Origin of the sequence: Chryseobacterium sp. RR2-3-20 (assembly GCF_017808115.1) — a bacterium.
In the GTDB taxonomy this organism is placed as follows: Bacteria; Bacteroidota; Bacteroidia; order Flavobacteriales; family Weeksellaceae; genus Chryseobacterium; species Chryseobacterium oryzae.
The window spans coordinates 1-18,369 of the sequence record NZ_JADQBD010000017.1 but is presented as its reverse complement, the minus strand read 5'-3'; the positions used below and the strand labels follow the sequence as shown (position 1 = coordinate 18,369).

At 34.4% G+C, this 18,369-nt stretch carries 15 protein-coding genes and 1 pseudogene; 10 read left to right on the top strand and 6 right to left on the bottom strand.

The window, feature by feature from the left end; translation table 11 throughout:
- Positions 1-61 precede the first annotated feature (61 nt).
- On the bottom strand, positions 62-2,209 hold the full coding sequence (locus IV513_RS06185; protein WP_209389735.1) for a DNA mismatch repair protein MutS: 2,148 nt from the start codon (positions 2,207-2,209) through the stop codon (positions 62-64).
- 311 nt (positions 2,210-2,520) lie between these two features.
- On the opposite strand from IV513_RS06185, the gene IV513_RS06180 reads away from it, so the two are divergent.
- Complete coding sequence (locus IV513_RS06180) at positions 2,521-3,162, top strand: uracil-DNA glycosylase (protein WP_209389734.1); 642 nt, start codon at positions 2,521-2,523, stop codon at positions 3,160-3,162.
- Here the strand turns inward: IV513_RS06180 and IV513_RS06175 are convergent.
- Both IV513_RS06175 and IV513_RS06170 read right to left on the bottom strand, forming a co-directional pair.
- Entirely contained in the window at positions 3,149-3,631 is a 483-nt protein-coding gene (locus tag IV513_RS06175; protein WP_209389733.1) for a hypothetical protein, read from the bottom strand. The genes IV513_RS06180 and IV513_RS06175 overlap by 14 nt on opposite strands.
- Position 3,632: 1 nt before the next feature.
- Complete coding sequence (locus IV513_RS06170; RefSeq protein WP_209389732.1) at positions 3,633-4,124, bottom strand: DUF456 domain-containing protein; 492 nt, start codon at positions 4,122-4,124, stop codon at positions 3,633-3,635.
- Positions 4,125-4,496: 372 nt separating this feature from the next.
- Between IV513_RS06170 and IV513_RS06165 the strand changes: the two genes are divergently transcribed.
- Positions 4,497-5,189: a TIGR02117 family protein gene (locus IV513_RS06165; protein WP_245168876.1), complete on the top strand. Its 693-nt coding sequence runs from the start codon at positions 4,497-4,499 to the stop codon at positions 5,187-5,189.
- A 94-nt stretch (positions 5,190-5,283) separates the two neighbouring features.
- Here the strand turns inward: IV513_RS06165 and rplS are convergent, their stop codons facing one another.
- Entirely contained in the window at positions 5,284-5,637 is a 354-nt protein-coding gene (rplS, locus tag IV513_RS06160) for a 50S ribosomal protein L19 (RefSeq protein WP_089742977.1), read from the bottom strand.
- A gap of 449 nt (positions 5,638-6,086) precedes the next feature.
- On the opposite strand from rplS, the gene IV513_RS06155 reads away from it, so the two are divergent.
- The 7 genes from IV513_RS06155 (at position 6,087) to IV513_RS06125 (ending at position 14,896) form a co-directional block, all read left to right on the top strand.
- The gene (locus tag IV513_RS06155; RefSeq protein WP_209389731.1) at positions 6,087-6,791 is read left to right on the top strand and encodes a CoA transferase subunit A; all 705 of its coding nucleotides are present in this window, start codon (positions 6,087-6,089) and stop codon (positions 6,789-6,791) included.
- Between the two features lie 121 nt (positions 6,792-6,912).
- The gene (locus IV513_RS06150; protein ID WP_209389730.1) at positions 6,913-7,566 is read left to right on the top strand and encodes a CoA transferase subunit B; all 654 of its coding nucleotides are present in this window, start codon (positions 6,913-6,915) and stop codon (positions 7,564-7,566) included.
- 124 nt (positions 7,567-7,690) lie between these two features.
- On the top strand, positions 7,691-9,961 hold the full coding sequence (locus IV513_RS06145) for a family 20 glycosylhydrolase (protein WP_209389729.1): 2,271 nt from the start codon (positions 7,691-7,693) through the stop codon (positions 9,959-9,961).
- A gap of 19 nt (positions 9,962-9,980) precedes the next feature.
- Entirely contained in the window at positions 9,981-10,976 is a 996-nt protein-coding gene (locus tag IV513_RS06140; RefSeq protein WP_209389728.1) for an isoaspartyl peptidase/L-asparaginase family protein, read from the top strand.
- 46 nt (positions 10,977-11,022) lie between these two features.
- On the top strand, positions 11,023-11,685 hold the full coding sequence (locus IV513_RS06135) for a copper homeostasis protein CutC (RefSeq protein ID WP_245168875.1): 663 nt from the start codon (positions 11,023-11,025) through the stop codon (positions 11,683-11,685).
- 19 nt (positions 11,686-11,704) lie between these two features.
- Positions 11,705-14,191, top strand: a complete 2,487-nt coding sequence (locus IV513_RS06130; RefSeq protein ID WP_209389727.1) for a glycoside hydrolase family 2 protein — start codon at positions 11,705-11,707, stop codon at positions 14,189-14,191.
- A 222-nt stretch (positions 14,192-14,413) separates the two neighbouring features.
- Positions 14,414-14,896, top strand: a complete 483-nt coding sequence (locus tag IV513_RS06125) for a DinB family protein (protein ID WP_209389726.1) — start codon at positions 14,414-14,416, stop codon at positions 14,894-14,896.
- 131 nt (positions 14,897-15,027) lie between these two features.
- Here the strand turns inward: IV513_RS06125 and IV513_RS06120 are convergent, their stop codons facing one another.
- Both IV513_RS06120 and lptB read right to left on the bottom strand, forming a co-directional pair.
- A complete protein-coding gene (locus IV513_RS06120; RefSeq protein WP_209389725.1) occupies positions 15,028-15,990 on the bottom strand; it encodes a YafY family protein in 963 nt (320 codons plus the stop codon).
- A gap of 462 nt (positions 15,991-16,452) precedes the next feature.
- Positions 16,453-17,178, bottom strand: a pseudogene (lptB, locus tag IV513_RS06115) (LPS export ABC transporter ATP-binding protein); the annotation flags it as partial.
- Positions 17,179-17,318: 140 nt separating this feature from the next.
- Between lptB and IV513_RS06110 the strand changes: the two are divergent.
- Positions 17,319-18,227, top strand: coding sequence for an AEC family transporter (locus IV513_RS06110; protein ID WP_209389723.1), 909 nt, complete (start codon positions 17,319-17,321; stop codon positions 18,225-18,227).
- The last annotated feature ends 142 nt before the right edge of the window (positions 18,228-18,369 follow it).

Sequence of the window (18,369 nt, the reverse complement as noted above, 5' to 3'; positions counted from 1 at the left end):
AAAAATATCAGTAGTCATATCTTTGTAACCAAATGGAAACAAAAACTCCAAATCAATCGAACTAGATTCTCTCCAGCTCATCTCCATCAATCGTAGTTTTAAATGTTCCATAATTCACGATCACTTTATTTCTGGAAATCTTCTCAATGGTTCCCACACTCGTGCTTCCCGTAATTCTTACCCTTTGCCCTACTTTCATCCATACAGCACGGTCGGTTTTACGCTTTTCTTCTATTTTTTCGTTAGTTTCGGTGATTTTTTCGATCACTTCTTCTTTTTTCAGCTGTTGGGTAATTTTTCTTTTAACCACCTGAAGCCTTTTAGATTCATCTTTATCTGCACCAATTTTTCTGAATTTCTCCTGCTCCAGAATTTTCACAAAATCTTTCACCACATCTTTTCTAGATTTACCTTTCACATAGCTGTCTATAAAAGATTCAATTTTGTTTCCGAACTGAAGTTTTCTGTGCTCATCTTCGTATAATTTCTGGAAATTGAATAATTTCTGCTGAAGCTGCTCATTGAGTTTCTGCAGATTATCACGCTTATCTTCCACGGATTCTTTTCTTTCGGCAAGATCGGTTTTCAGTTTTTCAACTTCATATTTTTCCTGCTGAAGTTTTACAATCGTTTTATCTAAATTAACAATATCGTGCTCTACTTTTTTCTTGGCAGAATGAATGATGAATCTCGGGATTTTATTCTTCTCGGCGACTTCAAAAGTAAACGAGCTTCCGGCTTGTCCTACTTCAAGTTTATACATCGGCTCCAGAGTTTCTTCATTAAAAAGCATGGCTGCATTTTGAGCGTTCGGAAGCTGTTCTACCACCAGTTTTATATTAGTATAATGGGTGGTAATGATGGCAAAACTTTTTTTATCGTAGAAAAATTCAAGAAAACTTTCGGCTAAAGCTCCGCCGAGCTCGGGATCGGAACCTGTTCCAAATTCATCAATCAGCAAAAGGGTATCTGCATCTGCTTCACGAATGATTCCGCCCATTTTTTTCAGACGGGAAGAGTACGTGGAAAGGTGGTTTTCAATAGACTGATTATCACCAATATCTGTCATGATTTTACTGAAGAAAAACATTTCGGATTTTGGATGAACGGGAACTAAAATTCCGCTCTGAATCATCAATTGAAGAAGTCCAACAGTTTTCAGAGTGATAGATTTCCCTCCCGCATTCGGACCAGAAATACAGATAATCCTGTTGTGCTCTGTGAAAGTAAGCGACTGCGGATGTATAGTTTTGTTTTCTGCTTTATTTCTTAAAAATAATAAAGGATGAAACGCATCTTTTAACCGTAAAGTTTTATGTCTGTTGATTTTAGGTAAAACTCCGTTGATGAGTCCTGCAAATTTTGCCTTAGCCCTGCTTAAATCGAGATCGAAAATATATTTCTGATATCTCCAAAGCTGAGGCTGAAACTCAGCAAGTTCTGCTGTGAGCTGTCTTAAAATCTTATCAATTTCCTTTTTTTCTTCGTCTTCACTTTCTTTAAGCTTAAAGTAGTGTTTTATGACACTTTCCGGCTGTATATAAGTAATTGAGCCGGTTTTAGAAAGACCTAAAACCCTTCCCGGTACTCTTTTTTTGAATCCCGATTTCACGGCTAAAACTCTCTGGTCATCAATTATTGTTTCGCGGATGTCGTCCAGAAATTCACTTTGTCCGTAATTAAACAGAGCACGGTTAAAATTTTCTGTAATTGCTTTTTTGGCGTGCTGAATTTCTGCTCTTAAACCTTTTAAAATAGGGGATGCTTCACTTTTTACTTCGCCAAAACGGTTAAAAACTTTGTCTATTTTATCAATAATTTCTTTTTTGAATTCCAATACAGAAACATCCTGAATTAAGCTTGGGAACGTTTCGGGCATTGTAGGGAAAAATTTCTGCAGTTTTCCTATCTGCTCCGTTAGGATTTTTATTTTAATAAATGCTGAGTTTTCTAGCCGGTAGTTTTCTATCAGCATCAGTTTCAGTTCGTTCTCAATATCTTCGTATTCGTCGAAAGGAATTGCATTAGAACTTTCAAAACTTGAAAGATATTCTGAGGTCTTTTTTAATGAAATTTCGGCCTCATCAATATTCATTGGGCGAAGCTGAAGAATTTTTTCTCTGGTTTTCGGAGAATATGCAAATGGAGCGATTTCCGCAAGCAGCTGCGGAAACTCAAGCTCGTCTAAGTCTTCGTTATCTATATACACTCTGCAAAGATAATTATTTTGAAAATGAAATAATTTGAGAATTTGAAATTGTACTCCAGATTTCAAATCATTTAATTAAATTTGGCTTATGAAACTCGAAACCGAAAGACTCATCCTTCATCAAAATTCATCGAAAATTCAAAGTCTTTTCAAAAATGGATTCGTTTTGGAAGAGGGAAAGGAGTTTTAAAAGTGAGATGTTTTATAAAAAAATTAGAAATACAATGTCAGTTACGTTTGAATTAAAAATTAATTACAACGTTTAAATAAATGATCAAATTAACTCATTCTCAAATTTTCAAATTCATACTATGACTTGGACCGACGTTTTAGCACCGATAAAAAATACCCCTTATTTTGAGCAGCTTTGGGAAAAAGTGAAGCAGGAATACGCTACCACACAAGTTTTCCCACCTAAAAAACAAATTTTCAGAGCCTTAGAAATAACACCTTTTGAAGAGGTGAAAGTGGTTATTATTGGTCAGGATCCTTATCATAATGATTTTCAGGCTAATGGTTTGTGTTTTTCGGTTTCCGAACAGGTTGCAGCACCGCCTTCTCTCAAAAATATTTTTACCGAACTGAAAGATGATCTGGGAATTGAGCGAAATTCAAAAGAGCTCGATGACTGGGGAAAACAGGGTGTTTTAATGCTCAATGCAACGCTTACTGTACGTGCTCATTCACCCAATTCCCACAAAGACTTGGGATGGGAAAAATTTACAGATTTTATTATTAAGGAAATTTCAGATAAAAAAGAAAATGTAGTTTTTGTTTTATGGGGAGCTTTTGCACAAAAAAAAGCCGAACTGATTAATCCGGCTAAACATCTTATTATAAAGTCTGCACATCCTTCTCCGTTTTCGGTTTACAGAGGTTTTTATGGAAGCAAGCCTTTTTCTAAAATTAATGATTATTTGGTTTCAAAAGGAGAGAAAGCTATTTCGTGGTAATATTTTCTCCTGCTTTTTTAATGATAATTCCTATGCTGTAATTGCTTTTTAAAGCATTTTTTTTCTTTGATGATTCGGGATAGGGCGTTACATCTGCCAAACTGATATCATAACCATTGAAATTTACAGTTTTATGATAGTTTCTATCCGGGTTATCAATGCTGGAAATCTGTAAAATCATTGGTCTGGTTGTAGTTCCCATAACTTCAATTTGTGCAACGGCAACACCGCTCCAAATACATTGCACATCTTTAGGACAACGGCTGTCTTCCGCAATTCCTTTAAAAGTTACATTCATTTGGTAATCTTTAAGAAATTTGTTTTCACCTTCTTTAAAGTAGATTATTTCATCACTATTTTTTTTATGAATTTCTGCTTTTTCGGTTGTGACATCGGTTTTTATTTTTTGAGATTGACAGTTGAATAAACTTAAAATTCCCAAACTCAGAAGAAAATTTTTGTAAAACATTTTATATTACATTAATAACATTCAAAACTACAACTAAAAACATTGCCACACCAACTACAAAACTGAATCCGGTTCCGTAAATAAAACCAATGAAAGCACCTTTTGTAGATTTCCAAGCTTTCGTAAAGTCTTTGCTGTCATGCAACAATTCTCCTATGAAGACTCCGGCAAACATTCCAACTAAAAACCCCAGCGGAATTGGCAAAAACATTCCTACAATTGTACCAATTACAGAACCTATGCTTCCCCAACGGGTTCCGCCATATTTTTTAGTGGTTTTGGCTGGGATAACATAATTCAAAACTACAGAAGCAAGAGTTAGAATTACAAATGCCCAAATATAAATCATAGAAAGATCTGCATCGGTTCCGTATTTATAAATGAGAAGTCCGGCAAGACTAAGAACCAATCCCGGTAAAATGGGCAAAAACGTTCCTAAAATACCAAGTATCAGTAAAACGATGCTTAAAAAAGTAATAATCGAATGATCCATGAAAGATTAAATAAATTCTCAGGATACTGGGCAAAAAGTATGCTAATTTTATGGGTGCAAAATATTGGGGAATTTTTTCTCTAACTCTATAAAATAATGAAATTGGAAATTAGAATTTCAAGAAATTGGAGAGAAGATGTATGTATTCCAAATATTGAGTTGGAAAAAATAAGTTCAGTTAAAGAAGAATTTTTATGATTAGCGTTTTTTCTGCGATCTTTTAGGTGCAGTTTTTACTCTAATTTTAAATCTTTTCTGAGATTTTGATTTTTTTCGGCATATTTGTGATTATTTGATAGCTAAATTTAATATATTTTTCAATTAAAATAAATACTTTTAGCAAAAAATTGAATTAATTTTTGTTTACATAAAATGAGAAAAATAAGTATTAAATCTATTCTGGTTGTTCTGTTGAAAATACTCGGCTGTATTGTAGGAACTGTTTTAATTTATGCACTTTTGGGCTACTTGCTTCCGTTTATAGAAATTTCGGCAAAAGATGATGGAGAAATAAAGGAAATTCCAATTTATATCTATACAAACGGAGTACATACAGATATTGTAATGCCGGTAAAGAATGATATACAAGACTGGAGTGCAAAAGTACCTTTTTCGGATACAAAATCTAAAAAAACAGATTATCATTTTATAGGAATTGGGTGGGGCGACAAAGGTTTTTACCTCGATACTCCTACTTGGGCAGATCTTAAATTTTCAACAGCCTTTAAAGCTGCTTTTTGGTTAAGCGAATCGGCTATGCATTGTTCTTATTATCAAAAAATGACAGAAGCGGAAGATTGTAAAAAAATTTTGATTAGCAGAAATCAATATAAAAAATTAGTGAATTTTGTTGATGCTAAATTCGATAAAGATTCTAACGGTTCGTATCAGTTTATCCCTACTAAAGCCGTTTATGGAGATAATGATGCTTTTTATGATGCCAAAGGAAAATATAGTTTTCTGAACACCTGTAATACTTGGGCGAATAATGCCTTAAAAGCTTCCGGCCAAAAAGCAGCTTTTTGGACGCCATCAGATTACGGAATTTTCTTACACTATAAATAATACATTAATACAATACGTAATTAAGAATATTCAGTAAATAAAAAGAGACTCTCTAAAATTAGAAAGTCTCTTTTCGTATGTGTTGTTGTCTGAATTATTTCTTGTAAGGAACGTCTTTAATTCTCGCTTTTTTACCTCTAAGGTCTCTGAAGTAGTAGATTCTAGATCTTCTAACTTTACCTCTTCTGTCTACTTCAATTTTCTGTAAAGCAGGCATGTTGATAGGGAAAACTCTTTCTACACCCACATCACCAGACATTTTTCTGATTGTGAAAGTTTTTGTAGAACCAGTACCTCTCAATTGGATAACTGTTCCTTTGAAGAACTGAGTTCTTGTTTTTTGTCCTTCTTTAATTTCGTAATACACAGTAATTGTGTCTCCCGCTTTGAATTCTGGGAATTCTTTCTTAGCGATGTACTTGTCTTGTACGTACTTTAATAAATCCATTATTAATAAAATAAAATGTTAAAGCTAAGCAACTTACACGTTCTTCGTCAGAGGTTGAATAACAGATTGCAAAAATAAAACAAATTTTTATGACTGCCAATACTTTATAAAATATTTTTCAGAGAATTTCCTTTCCTCAATAATTTGAAAAAATAACGTTGAATATTCTAAGAGATTTCTTTCAGATTATAATTTGGGCGTGTCCCTCGCCTTGCCTTTTTCCTGTGCCCGGGTCGCTACGTCCGCTACAATCTTTAAAAATTCGGCGGCTTTGCCTCCGAATTTTTAAAGGATTTCCACTACCATCGCTCACGCAGAAACATTCTCGTACCATATTATTTCAGCCAAAAATTTCATGAGAGAGAGAGAATAGCAAAATTTTTAAAATCTTTATTTTTTCAGTTTAAAAGAAAAATACTAATTTAAGACCTTCAAATTGTATACTTAAAATGATCGATAAAAGAGTAAAAAATGCCCAAGAAGCTATCGAAGGAATTAAAGACGGAATGACACTCATGTTAGGTGGTTTCGGACTTTGCGGGATTCCCGAAAATTCTATTAATGCTTTGGTGGAGAGCGATGTAAAAGACCTTACCTGTATATCAAATAACGCAGGAGTTGATGATTTCGGTTTAGGGCTGTTGCTTCAAAAAAAGCAAATTAAGAAGATGATTTCATCGTATGTAGGAGAAAATGCCGAATTCGAAAGACAGATGCTTTCCGGAGAATTAGAGGTCGAATTAACCCCACAAGGAACTTTAGCAGAAAAATGCAGAGCGGCTCAAGCCGGAATTCCTGCCTTTTATACTCCTGCAGGTTTCGGAACTGAAGTGGCAGAAGGGAAGGAAGTAAAAGATTTCAAAGGAAAACCTCACATTTTGGAGCATGCTTACGAAGCAGATTATTCTATTGTAAAAGCCTGGAAGGGAGACCATGCCGGGAATTTAATTTTCAAAGGTTCTGCAAGAAACTTCAATCATCCTATGGCTGGAGCAGGAAAAATCACCATTGCAGAAGTTGAAGAATTGGTAGAACCAGGCGAATTAGATCCTAACCAGATTCATATTCCGGGAATTATGGTTCAAAGAATTTTCCAGGGAGAAAAATTTGAAAAAAGAATAGAGCAGCGAACAGTGAGAAAGAAAGCAAACTAAAACTGTTTTCAGTTAAAAATCTGTAAGCCGTTGTTAAGAATTGAGTTTTTTTTGATTTTCACAGTAAATCAGAAATAGATTTTTCAAATTATTACATCAACAAATTTTCAAATTAAGCAAAATGTTAAGTAAAGAAGATATAGCAAAACGTATTTCCAGAGAAGTAAAAGATGGGTATTACGTAAATTTAGGCATAGGAATTCCCACATTAGTTGCCAACTACGTTCCAGACAATCTTTCTGTAGAATTTCAGAGTGAGAACGGTGTTTTGGGTATGGGGCCGTTTCCTTTTGAAGGAGAAGAAGATGCAGACATCATCAATGCCGGAAAACAGACCATTACGATTCTTCCGGGCGGTTCGTTTTTCGATTCGGCATTCAGTTTCGGGATGATTAGAAGTCAGAAAGTAGATTTAACGATTCTTGGAGCTATGGAAGTTTCAGAAAATGGAGATATCGCCAACTGGAAAATCCCCGGGAAAATGGTAAAAGGAATGGGTGGTGCAATGGATTTGGTGGCTTCTGCCGAAAATATTATCGTGGCAATGATGCACGTAAATAAAGCTGGAGAAAGCAAAATCCTTAAAAAATGTACACTTCCTTTAACGGGGGTAAACTGTGTGAAAAGAGTAGTAACAGAATTGGCTGTTTTAGACATTACACCTGCCGGATTTAAGCTTGTGGAAAGAGCTCCAGGAGTTTCTGTAGAACATATCGTTCAATCTACGGAAGCAGATTTAATTATTGAGGGTGAAATTCCTGAAATGCAATTCTAAGTGTTTTTAAAGCATAAATTCAAGCCGAAAATCTTCAGATTTTTCGGCTTTTTATTTCGTTAAAAGGAGTGATATTAATCCTCAGAAAAGAATTATATTCGCTAAACTCAAACAAAATTCAGAAATGCAGCGTTTTTTACTTCTATTTTCGATATTATTTTCGGAATTTTTCTTTTCCCAAACCCAATTGAATTTAATTCCTTATCCGCAAAAAGTTGAATTTAAATCGGGGAATTTTGAGATAAATGAGAATACACTTTTCGTAGGCGACAAAAAATCTAATGAATACAAATACTTTATTAATAAATTTAAGAAAATCTACCCAAAAGATTTATCTAAAAACATAAAAAAAGTAAAACCAAATTTTATTTCTCTACTTTTAAATAAAGATTTAAAAATTGATTATAAGCGAGAGTTTAATTCAAATTACATTTTAAATATTAGCGATGAAATGATTATGGTTATTGGAAAAGACTCTGAAGGTCTTTTTCAAGGCATTCAAACTCTTTTACAATTAATAGAAACTTCAAAAGAAGGAAAAATTCCTGCTCTCGAAATCCAAGATTCACCCAAATTCGCATGGCGCGGAATGCATCTTGATGTTTGTCGTCATTTTTTTACAGTAGAAGAAGTAAAGCAATACATCGATTATTTAGCAATGTATAAGTTGAACACTTTTCACTGGCATTTAACTGACGATCAGGGTTGGAGAATCGAAATAAAAAAGTACCCCAAGCTTACCCAAATTGGCTCAAAACGGAAAGAATCGATGATAGGTTCCTACGTAGATAATACTTTTGACGGGAAACCTTACGGACCATATTTTTATACTCAGGAGCAGATTAAAGAAGTAGTAAAATATGCAAAAGAAAGGCATATCACCATTGTTCCTGAGATTGAAATGCCGGGTCATGCATTAGCAGCACTTGCAGCATATCCGGAATTGGCTTGCACAAAAGGTCCTTTTGATGTAGCTACAAAATGGGGTGTTTTTGATGATGTTTTTTGTCCTGAAGACGATACTTTTAAGTTTTTAGAAAATGTTTTGGATGAAGTGATGGCACTTTTTCCTTCTCAGTATATTCACATTGGTGGTGATGAATGCCCTAAAACTCGTTGGAAAGAATCTGCTTTTTGTCAGGATTTAATCAAAAAGAATAATCTGAAAGACGAACATGGTTTACAAAGTTATTTCATCCAAAGAATAGAAAAATATCTGAATTCTAAAGGCAGAAAAATTATCGGTTGGGATGAAATTCTTGAAGGCGGACTAGCTCCCAATGCTGCCGTAATGAGCTGGACGGGCATTAAAGGCGGTGTAGAAGCAGCAAAATCAAATCATTTTGCCGTGATGACGCCCGGTGCTTATTGTTATTTTGATCATTATCAGGGAGATCCTCAAACAGAACCGAATGCTTTCGGCGGTTTTACGCCTTTGGATAAAGTTTATTCTTACAATCCTATTCCTGAAGAACTTACGAAAGTGCAGTCTAAATACATTTTAGGGGTTCAGGCAAATTTGTGGACAGAATATATAACAGATTTTAAGCAGGTTCAATACATGATTTTTCCAAGATTATTCGCCCTTTCAGAAGTAGCTTGGGGAACTTCAAAACCCGAAAATTACAAAGAATTTGAAAATAGAGCCATCAGTCATTTTAAAATTCTAGATAAAATGGGAGTAAATTATGCCAGAAGTATTTACAATATCAACGGAAAGGTAGTTCCGAGCCAAAATGGTATTGCTTATGAACTTTCCACTTCGCAAAATCCGGAAGGAATTCATTTTACTGTAGACGGAAGCATTCCAACTGCACATTCCCAAACATACAAAAGTGCAATTCCGGTTTTAAAATCAATGGTGATTCAGTCAGCTTATTTCGAAAATAATGAACTGAAAAGTGCGGTTTCTTCACAGGATTTTATAACTTCGAAAACTACAGGTAAAAAAATAACCTTAGAAGATCAGCCTAGCGAAAACTATTCTTTTGGTGGAGCATTTACTTTGGTTGATGGCATTATGGGTAACCAAAAACAGTTGGGAAAAACTTGGCTGGGATTTCAAGGGAAAGATGTGGTTGCCACAATTGATTTCGGTGAAAAAACTCAGTTTTCGGAAGTATATTTCAATACTTTAGATAATAAAGGAAGCTGGATTCATCTGGCAAAATCTGCTACAGTTTATATTTCTGATGACGGAAAAAATTTTAAAGCCATTAAAGAAATCGGAAAAGACCAGATTCTTTCCGCAAAAGGAAAAATTAAAATAAATGTAGGAAATCAAAGCTCAAAATATTTAAAACTGAAAATAGAAAATGCAGGGATTATTCCCGCAGGAAATCCGGGAGCAGACTCAAAAGCCTGGCTTTTTGTAGATGAAATTGGAGCAAATTAAATTTTCAAACTCATTATGTATGAATTCAAGAAGAAAATTTTTAAAAACAACGGGTATATTATCTTCCGCATTGCTGATAAATCCTTTAGATTTAATAGCTAAAGAAACTTCTGAAAGTAAACCAACAGTTACCAATAAACCCATTGTAATCTCCACATGGAATTTTGGTTTGAAAGCTAACGAAGAAGCCTGGAAAATTCTTGCAAAGGGCGGTAGAGCCTTAGATGCTGTTGAAAAAGGAGTTCGTGTGGTAGAAGATGATCCCAATGAAAGAAGTGTGGGCTATGGTGGCAGACCAGACAGAGACGGAAGAGTAACGCTGGACGCGTGCATTATGGATGAAAATTATAATATAGGTTCTGTAGCCTGTTTAGAAGATATTAAAAACCCGATTTCTGTAGCAAGAGCAGTGATGGAAAAAACTCCTCATGTAATGCTCGTAGGTGACGGTGCTTTACAGTTTGCTGTTTCTCAGGGTTTTAAAAAGCAAAATTTATTAACGCCTGAATCAGAAAAAGAATGGAAAGACTGGCTGAAAGAAAGTAAGTATAAACCCATCGTTAATATAGAAAATCATGATACCATAGGAATGATTGCCCTTGATGAAAAAGGAAATCTTTCCGGAGCGTGTACCACAAGCGGAATGGCGTTCAAAATGCACGGAAGGGTAGGTGATTCCCCAATTATAGGTGCAGGTTTGTTTGTAGATAATGAGGTAGGTGCCGCAACAGCAACGGGACATGGCGAAGAAGTGATCAGGATGGTAGGAACGCACCTCGTTGTAGAATTAATGAGGCAGGGTAAAAATCCTCAACAGGCTTGTAAAGAAGCAGTGGAAAGAATTGTAAAAATCACCAAAAGCAGAAATAAAAATTTGAAGGATATACAGGTGGGTTTTATTGCTCTCAATAAAAAAGGAGAATACGGCGCCTATTGTATTCAGGACGGATTTAATTTTGCGGTGTACGACCAAAAAGGAAATCGTCTGGAAAAACCGGAATTTGCCCTGAAATAATTTTTTAAAAAAATTCAAATACAAAACTTCAAACCTTAGACTTATTATGTTTTTAGAAATTGCCACATTCGACATTACTTCTGCCGAAATTGCCCTAAATTCTGTTGCAGACCGAATAGAATTTTGTGCAGACATCAACTCCGGAGGCATTACTCCCGATTATGAAGAATTGAGGTATCTGAAAGAAAAATATTCAAAACCCATTCATGTGATGATTCTTCCTGTTGGCGGAAATTTTCTTTATTCTGATTCAGAATTCCAACAAATGCAAAAAAGTATTCTGCAATTTTCTAAGGCCAATGCAGATGGTTTTGTTTTTGGAATTTTAAATGAAAATCAGGAAATTGATGTTGAAAAAAATAAAATTTTACTAGATTTAGCCAACGGTAAACCATGTGTATTTCACAGAGCGATAGATAGAACTCCCGATATTTTTGAGTCTACAGAAAAATTAATTAATCTGGGTTTTAAAGAAATTCTTACTTCCGGAGGCGAAAATTCTGCTCTTGAGGGAAAAGAAAATCTAAAAAAACTGGTTGAAAATTATAAGGATCAGATTAAAATTTTAATAGGCGGCGGCGTACGTTCCAACAATATTTCGGAGCTCAGAAGTTTTACAAAAGGTAGTTATTTTCATTCCTCTGCGGTACTTTCTTACGAGTTTTTTGCCAATGCTGAAGAAATTAAAAAGCTGAAATTGAATCTTTAAAGTCAAGTAAACTCATGTAATGAAGAAATACTTTTTTTTACCTTTTTTTCTCATTCAAATTTTGGTTTTTGCTCAGACTTCGGAGCGAAATTTATCTTCGGAAAAATGGCAGTTTAAAAGTGCCAAAGAAAACAAATGGCTGCCTGCCAATGTTCCCGGAACGGTACATTTGGATTTGATGAAAAACAAAATCATCCCGGATCCTTTTAAAGACGAAAACGAGAAAAAAGTTCAGTGGGTTGAAAATGAAGACTGGTGGTATCAGACAAAATTCAAAATTTCTTCAACCGAATTAAATAACCAAAATATAGAACTTGTTTTTAACGGATTGGATACTTTTTCGGAAATTTATCTGAATGGAAAACTCTTTCAGGTTACTGATAATATGTTCAGAACTTGGAAAATTCCGGTAAAGCAATATCTGAAAAGCGGTGAGAATATTTTAAAGATAAAATTCAAATCTTCGGTGAATGTAGGCAAAGAACTGGCAAAAAAAGTCGCTTTCACAATGCCGGAATCACCAAGAAGTTTTGTAAGAAAAGCACAGTATCAGTTTGGCTGGGATTGGGGACCAAGATTGGTAACTGCAGGAATCTGGAAAGAGGTAAAGCTAGAATTCTGGAACAATGCCCAGCTTGAAAATATAAAAATTGAGCAAAAAAATGTAACAGAACAAAAAGCAGAGTTAAATATTTTTACCGAAATTTTTGCTGATAAAGAGGGGCAATATTTTCTGGCTTTTAACAATAAAACCAATACTGTTCATTTAAGAAAAGGAAAAAATGCAATACAGATTCCTTTCACTATCGAAAATCCAAAACTTTGGCAACCCAACGGTTGGGGCAATCCCAATGTATATCATATTAAGGTTTCGTTAAAAAAAGATTCGAAAATTCTGGCAGAAAAAACAGAAACAATCGGTTTAAAGACGATAGAGCTCATTCAGGAAAAAGACGGAAAAGGAAAATCTTTTTATTTTAAAGTAAACGGTAAACCGTTGTATGCAAAAGGAGCAAACTGGATTCCCGGCGACAGCTTTTCACCGAGAATGACCAAAGAAAAATACCATCAGCTCATCAAAGCCTGTAAAGAGGCTCATATGAATATGATTCGGGTTTGGGGCGGAGGAATTTATGAAGATGATGAGTTCTACAAAGCCTGTGACGAAAACGGAATTTTGGTATGGCAGGATTTTATGTTTGCAGGAAGTTTTTATCCGGCAGACGAAAATTTTCTCCAAAATGTGAAAGCGGAAGTGAAAGATCAGGTTCAAAGGCTTCAAAATCACCCATCTATTGCCTTGTGGTGCGGTAATAACGAAATTGATGAGGCTATTGTAAACTGGGGTTATCAGAAACAGTTCAACTATTCAAAAGAAGATTCTCTGCAGGTCTGGAAAGACTATAAAAAGCTTTTTCATGAGGTAATTCCTAATGCAATTCAAGAATTTGCAATACATGATAAGCAAATCTATTGGGAAAGTTCGCCATCCATCGGTTGGGGTCATAAAGAAAGTTTAACGGAAGGAGATTCTCATTACTGGGGCGTTTGGTGGGGCGAACAGCCGTTTGAAATATCCAATGAAAAAGTTCCCAGATTCGCTTCAGAATATGGCTTTCAGGGAATGCCGAGCTTAGAAACCATAAAATTTATGTTTTCTGGCGAACCGGAACTGCGTTTACAGAACGGAACTGTTAAAGCACACGAAAAACACGCAAAAGGTTGGGAAATCATAGAAAAATATATGCAAAGGGATTATTTTGTTCCTAAAGATTTTGTAAAATATAATTATGTTTCTCAGCTTCTGCAGGCTCGGGGAATGCAGATTGCCATAGAAGCTCACCGTCGTTCAAAACCATATAATATGGGAACTTTATATTGGCAGTTGAATGATTGTTGGCCGGTGGTTTCGTGGTCTTCGATTGATTATTTGGGGAACTGGAAAGCTCTGCATTATCAGGTAAAAAGAAGTTTTGAAAATCAGGTGATTTTTACAGAAGAAAAAGACGGAATTTTAAATTTTTACGGAGTTAATGATGAGCCTAAAAAATTTGAAGATGTTTTTATTGAAATACAGGTGATTGACTTTAACGGAAAAATTATAAATGAAATTACAACCGTTCCTGATGGTAAAATATTAGATGAAATCATCAGGTTTGATCCTATCGAAATTGAAAATATAATCTCGGACGATCATAAAAATAATGCTTTTCTGAATTTGATTCTAAAAGATAAAAATCAGCAAATAATTGCGCAAAACCTTCATTTCTTTGCAAAACCAAAAGATTTAAAACTTTTAAAACCTAATATTAAGATCAGGAAAATCTCCGCAACCGAAATTGAAGTTTCCACAGATGTTTTTGCTAAAGATATTTACCTGATAGGAAATACCCATTTCAGCGATAATTTTTTTGATCTGTTGCCCGAAACTGCTAAAAAAATCAAACTTTCAGTTCCTTTAGAAAAAATAGAGGTGATGAGTCTTTGGGATACCATTTCTCCATAAAAAGACCGGTTTTCAATAGAAAAACCGGTCAGTTTCAAAATTATTTATCTACCTCAACATATTTTAGTCTGAATTCTTCTTCATTAGTGGTATAACGCAGAGTTTTCAATTTTATTTTATAAATATTTTAAAAAAATTATATATTAAGTTTCTGCTGACAAACTGTTGTCATATCCTGCCATTATCTTTGCATTAGAATTAACAAAAAAATCTAAAAAAATTATGACAACAACAGCAAAACAGTTTATTTCTGCCGACCAATTATTAGAACATTGGCAAGGTCACAGAAATCTTACCAGAAGAGTTATAGAAGTATTTCCCGAAAAAGAATTGTTTGAATTTTCTGTACAGGGAATGAGACCGTTTTCTACCATGGTAGTGGAGTTAATCAGTATTGCCGGACCGGCATTAAAAGGAATCGTAGAACAACAGATTACTGAATTTTCGGAAGAAGTATTTCAGCCTAAAACCAAAGAAGAAATTCTTGCAAGATGGGACGCTGAAACTGAAGTTATCAACCATTATTTTAATCAGATTTCGGAAGAAAAATTTCAGGAAACATTCAATTTATTTGGACAGTATGAATTTCCGGTTTATCAGAACATCCTTTATTTTATAGATAACGAAATTCATCACCGTGCACAAGGATATACTTACTTACGGTCTTTAGGAATTGTGCCGCCTTTCTTTTGGGAAAGATTTTAAAATTGATAAAATGCAGATGTTTTAAATCAACATTTGTAAAATCAAATTAAAAATACTGCTCCATATCTATTGCAAAATTTTTCAGGTTACTTCTGTTTTATCTGAAAGGATTTGCAATAAATATGGAGTTTTTATGAATATTGGCTGAGGTTTTTAGAAATCTTTTCAATGAGTTCTTTCATGGTTGTTTTCAAAGATTCAGGTTCAATAATTTTGGCGTAATCTGTAAAAGTTATCAACCAGCGTGGAAATCCTTCAGAAATCCATTCTGTTTCGAAGGTTAATTCAATTCCGTTGTCAGTTTCTTTTTCTTCGGTTAACCCGTAATAAATTTTTGAATTTCCCAAGTGAGGCATTATCTTTTTTTCAACCAAAAGCTTTACGACAGTTTTGTTTCCGTTAGGATTTTTACGGTAGTCGTTTATTTGTCCGTATTCCTGTAAAAAAGGATTTTGAGTTTTGTTCAGTTTTAAAATTCTGTCCACTCGAAACTGCCTGAAATCGTTTCTCAAAGTACAATATGCAATAAGATACCAATAATTGAACTCGAAGAAAACACCCACTACCTCAATTGTTCTTGTAGAAATTTTTTCATCTACCGTTTTATAATCTATACATATCTGAACTTTTTCTGCAATACTTTGCAAAATGGTGGGAATGATATTTTTGATGTAATCTTCCGTTTTTGGATAATGATTGTAAATATCAATTTGTTTTTCAATATTTTCCAGCAGCTTCTTATCCGAATATTTTAAAACAGAACGCAACTTTTCCATGGCTGTTTTGTAGTGAGCTCCCAAACTTTCATGTGAAAAATGCTGCATCAGTTTTTCTGCGGTAATAAAGCTCAAAACCTCATCTTTTGTAAACATTACGGGAGGTAATTTGTATCCGTCCATCAAAGAATATCCGTTTCCGGCTTCTCCAATAATGGGGATTCCTGCATTTTCGAGCGTTTTTATATCACGGTAAATGGTTCTTATGCTTACTTCGAATTTTTCTGCCAAATCTTGGGCTCTTACAATCGGTTTAGATTGCAGCTGAGTAAGAATTGTGGTTATCCGGTCTATTTTTTTAAGATAATGGTCATTCATATTCTTGGCAAAAAGGATGCTTTGGTTTTAAATGAAAAAAGTACCGTTCTGTAAGGAAATGGTACTTTAGTTTTTATTTAATTTCAACAAAATTCAACAGTAAATGAATTTATTTTGAAATTTAATTTATACTTCAAAAATATAGGTTGTTGCATAAGCCAGTTCAGATGTACTTGCAGCTTTTGAATCTGATTCTGCCTGTTCTAAAGAATATGTAGAATTGATTTCTTTCTTCTGAAATACAAAAGAATTGTAAGCATTTTTATCTATAATTTCATTGAAAATATGCTCTATTTCTGAATTGGATAATGATGCAAAACTGATGTCTTCAAAACCATGCATTAATCTTAAATCATCAAACTGTGCAAAATTTTCTTTTACAAAATCCTGAAATTTATTTTTAGAATCAAAATTTCCTGCCCAAATATTATAAGCATAGCTTTTTTTACTTGGCTTATCGAAAATACTTTGATAGACAAAGTTTTCCCCTAAATAGGCTTCTCTTACCTGCGGATCGTTTGCAAGATCTTCAGGAAGTCCTTCTTTCAGAATTTTACCTTCAAACATAATATACGTTTTGTTGGTAATGGCTAAAGTTTGCTGAACGTTGTGGTCGGTAATGAGAATTCCGATGTTTTTATCGGTTAAACTCCGCACAATTTTTTGGATGTCTTCTACGGCAATTGGGTCTACTCCCGCAAAAGGTTCATCTAAAAGGATAAAACTTGGGTCTGTCGCCAAACATCGTGCAATTTCTGTTCTACGTCTTTCTCCTCCAGAAAGCAAATCTCCTCTGTTTTTACGAACGTGCTGTAAAGAAAACTCTTCAATAAGTTCATCACATTTTATCTGCTGCTCTCTTTTGGAAAGTTTGGTTAGCTGAAGAACGCCTAATATATTATCTTCAACCGAAAGTTTTCGGAAAACTGAAGCTTCCTGAGCAAGATAACCGATGCCTTTCTGAGCACGGCGATACATAGCATCTGAAGTAATTTCCTGTTTGTCGAGAAAAATTTTTCCGGAAGTAGGTTTTACCAACCCTACAATCATATAAAATGAAGTGGTTTTCCCTGCACCGTTCGGTCCCAGCAAACCAACAATTTCTCCTTGCTGTACCTGCACAGAAACTCCTTTCACTACTTTTTTGGGACCGTATTCTTTTATTAAGTTTTCTCCTCGTAAAATCATAGTCGCAAAGATAAAGTTTTTTTTAATTAGAAATTTATATTCTCAATTTCAGAACATTTAATTTGGAAGGATAAAAAAGTCCCGTAAAACTGTCAGGTTTTTAAAATCAAGCGTAACTTTGCAGATATTTTTTTATAATCATGGTGAATTTTGTTTTAATTGCAGTGTGTATTTTGGCAGGGATGATCTTTAAACAAACAAAGTCTATTCATCCGGATGCCCACAAAGGCATCAACACCTGGATTCTCTATATTGCTCTCCCTGCGGTTTCATTTAAATATTTACCCAAAGTTAAGTGGTCTGCAGAAATGCTTTTTCCTATACTTTCCACAATCTTAGTAGCGGTATGCTGTTTTTTTATAATGATGTTTTACAGCAAGTATAAAGGATATTCCCGAAGATCAAGAAGTACGCTGGAACTGGCAAGTGGATACAGCAATACATCTTTCATAGGTTTTCCGCTTATTTCGGCATTTTATGGAGAAAGTCTTTTAAGTATTGCCATTATTTGTGATCAGACCATGTTTTTGGCATTGTCAACATTAGGAATTATAGCTGCGGTTAAAGGAGGCAGCAAATCGGGTAAGGTAAGTGCAAAATTTATTTTAAAGAGACTTATTACTTTTCCGCCGCTTTTGGGATGTGTTTTTGCACTCGGATTATCACAATTTATAGATTTTTCTTCTGCAGAACCGTTTTTCGATAAGCTTGCTGCAACAGTAAGTCCTTTGGCCTTATTTTCTGTAGGATTACAGTTGAAATTTAATGGTTGGAAAAAACTCATTCCTCAGATGTCTTTTTCTATGCTTTATAAACTCATTTTGGCTCCGGCAATTGTATTGGCATTGGCTCTTTTGTTCAATATAAAAGGGAATGTGGCAAAAATATCTGTATTTGAAGCAGCAATGCCAACGGTGGTTACTTCTAGCATTATAGCAGAACAGTTTAGGCTGAATACCAAACTTACCAATCTTATTATTGGGGTAAGCATTATTGCTGGGTTTGTAACATCGGCTATTTGGTTTGAAATTATTGAAATAGTTTTCTAAAGCATTTTCAGAATTAAAATTTTTGCATTGAATCTAAATTGTAATGAATATCCGTAATTTATCATAACTTTTGTATATTTGTAGTAATCAAACAATTAGATATGAATTTATTCAGTTTTTCAGCACATTTTGGGACAGAAGA

Coding starts and splice junctions, on each gene's coding strand:
- IV513_RS06125 (WP_209389726.1), top strand. CDS start 14,414: ATGACAACAACAGCAAAACAGTTTATTTCTGCCGACCAATTATTAGAA.
- IV513_RS06140 (WP_209389728.1), top strand. CDS start 9,981: ATGAATTCAAGAAGAAAATTTTTAAAAACAACGGGTATATTATCTTCC.
- IV513_RS06155 (WP_209389731.1), top strand. CDS start 6,087: ATGATCGATAAAAGAGTAAAAAATGCCCAAGAAGCTATCGAAGGAATT.
- IV513_RS06180 (WP_209389734.1), top strand. CDS start 2,521: ATGACTTGGACCGACGTTTTAGCACCGATAAAAAATACCCCTTATTTT.
- rplS (WP_089742977.1), bottom strand. CDS start 5,637: ATGGATTTATTAAAGTACGTACAAGACAAGTACATCGCTAAGAAAGAA.
- IV513_RS06145 (WP_209389729.1), top strand. CDS start 7,691: ATGCAGCGTTTTTTACTTCTATTTTCGATATTATTTTCGGAATTTTTC.
- IV513_RS06150 (WP_209389730.1), top strand. CDS start 6,913: ATGTTAAGTAAAGAAGATATAGCAAAACGTATTTCCAGAGAAGTAAAA.
- IV513_RS06130 (WP_209389727.1), top strand. CDS start 11,705: ATGAAGAAATACTTTTTTTTACCTTTTTTTCTCATTCAAATTTTGGTT.
- IV513_RS06110 (WP_209389723.1), top strand. CDS start 17,319: ATGGTGAATTTTGTTTTAATTGCAGTGTGTATTTTGGCAGGGATGATC.
- IV513_RS06165 (WP_245168876.1), top strand. CDS start 4,497: ATGAGAAAAATAAGTATTAAATCTATTCTGGTTGTTCTGTTGAAAATA.
- IV513_RS06120 (WP_209389725.1), bottom strand. CDS start 15,990: ATGAATGACCATTATCTTAAAAAAATAGACCGGATAACCACAATTCTT.
- IV513_RS06175 (WP_209389733.1), bottom strand. CDS start 3,631: ATGTTTTACAAAAATTTTCTTCTGAGTTTGGGAATTTTAAGTTTATTC.
- IV513_RS06170 (WP_209389732.1), bottom strand. CDS start 4,124: ATGGATCATTCGATTATTACTTTTTTAAGCATCGTTTTACTGATACTT.
- IV513_RS06135 (WP_245168875.1), top strand. CDS start 11,023: ATGTTTTTAGAAATTGCCACATTCGACATTACTTCTGCCGAAATTGCC.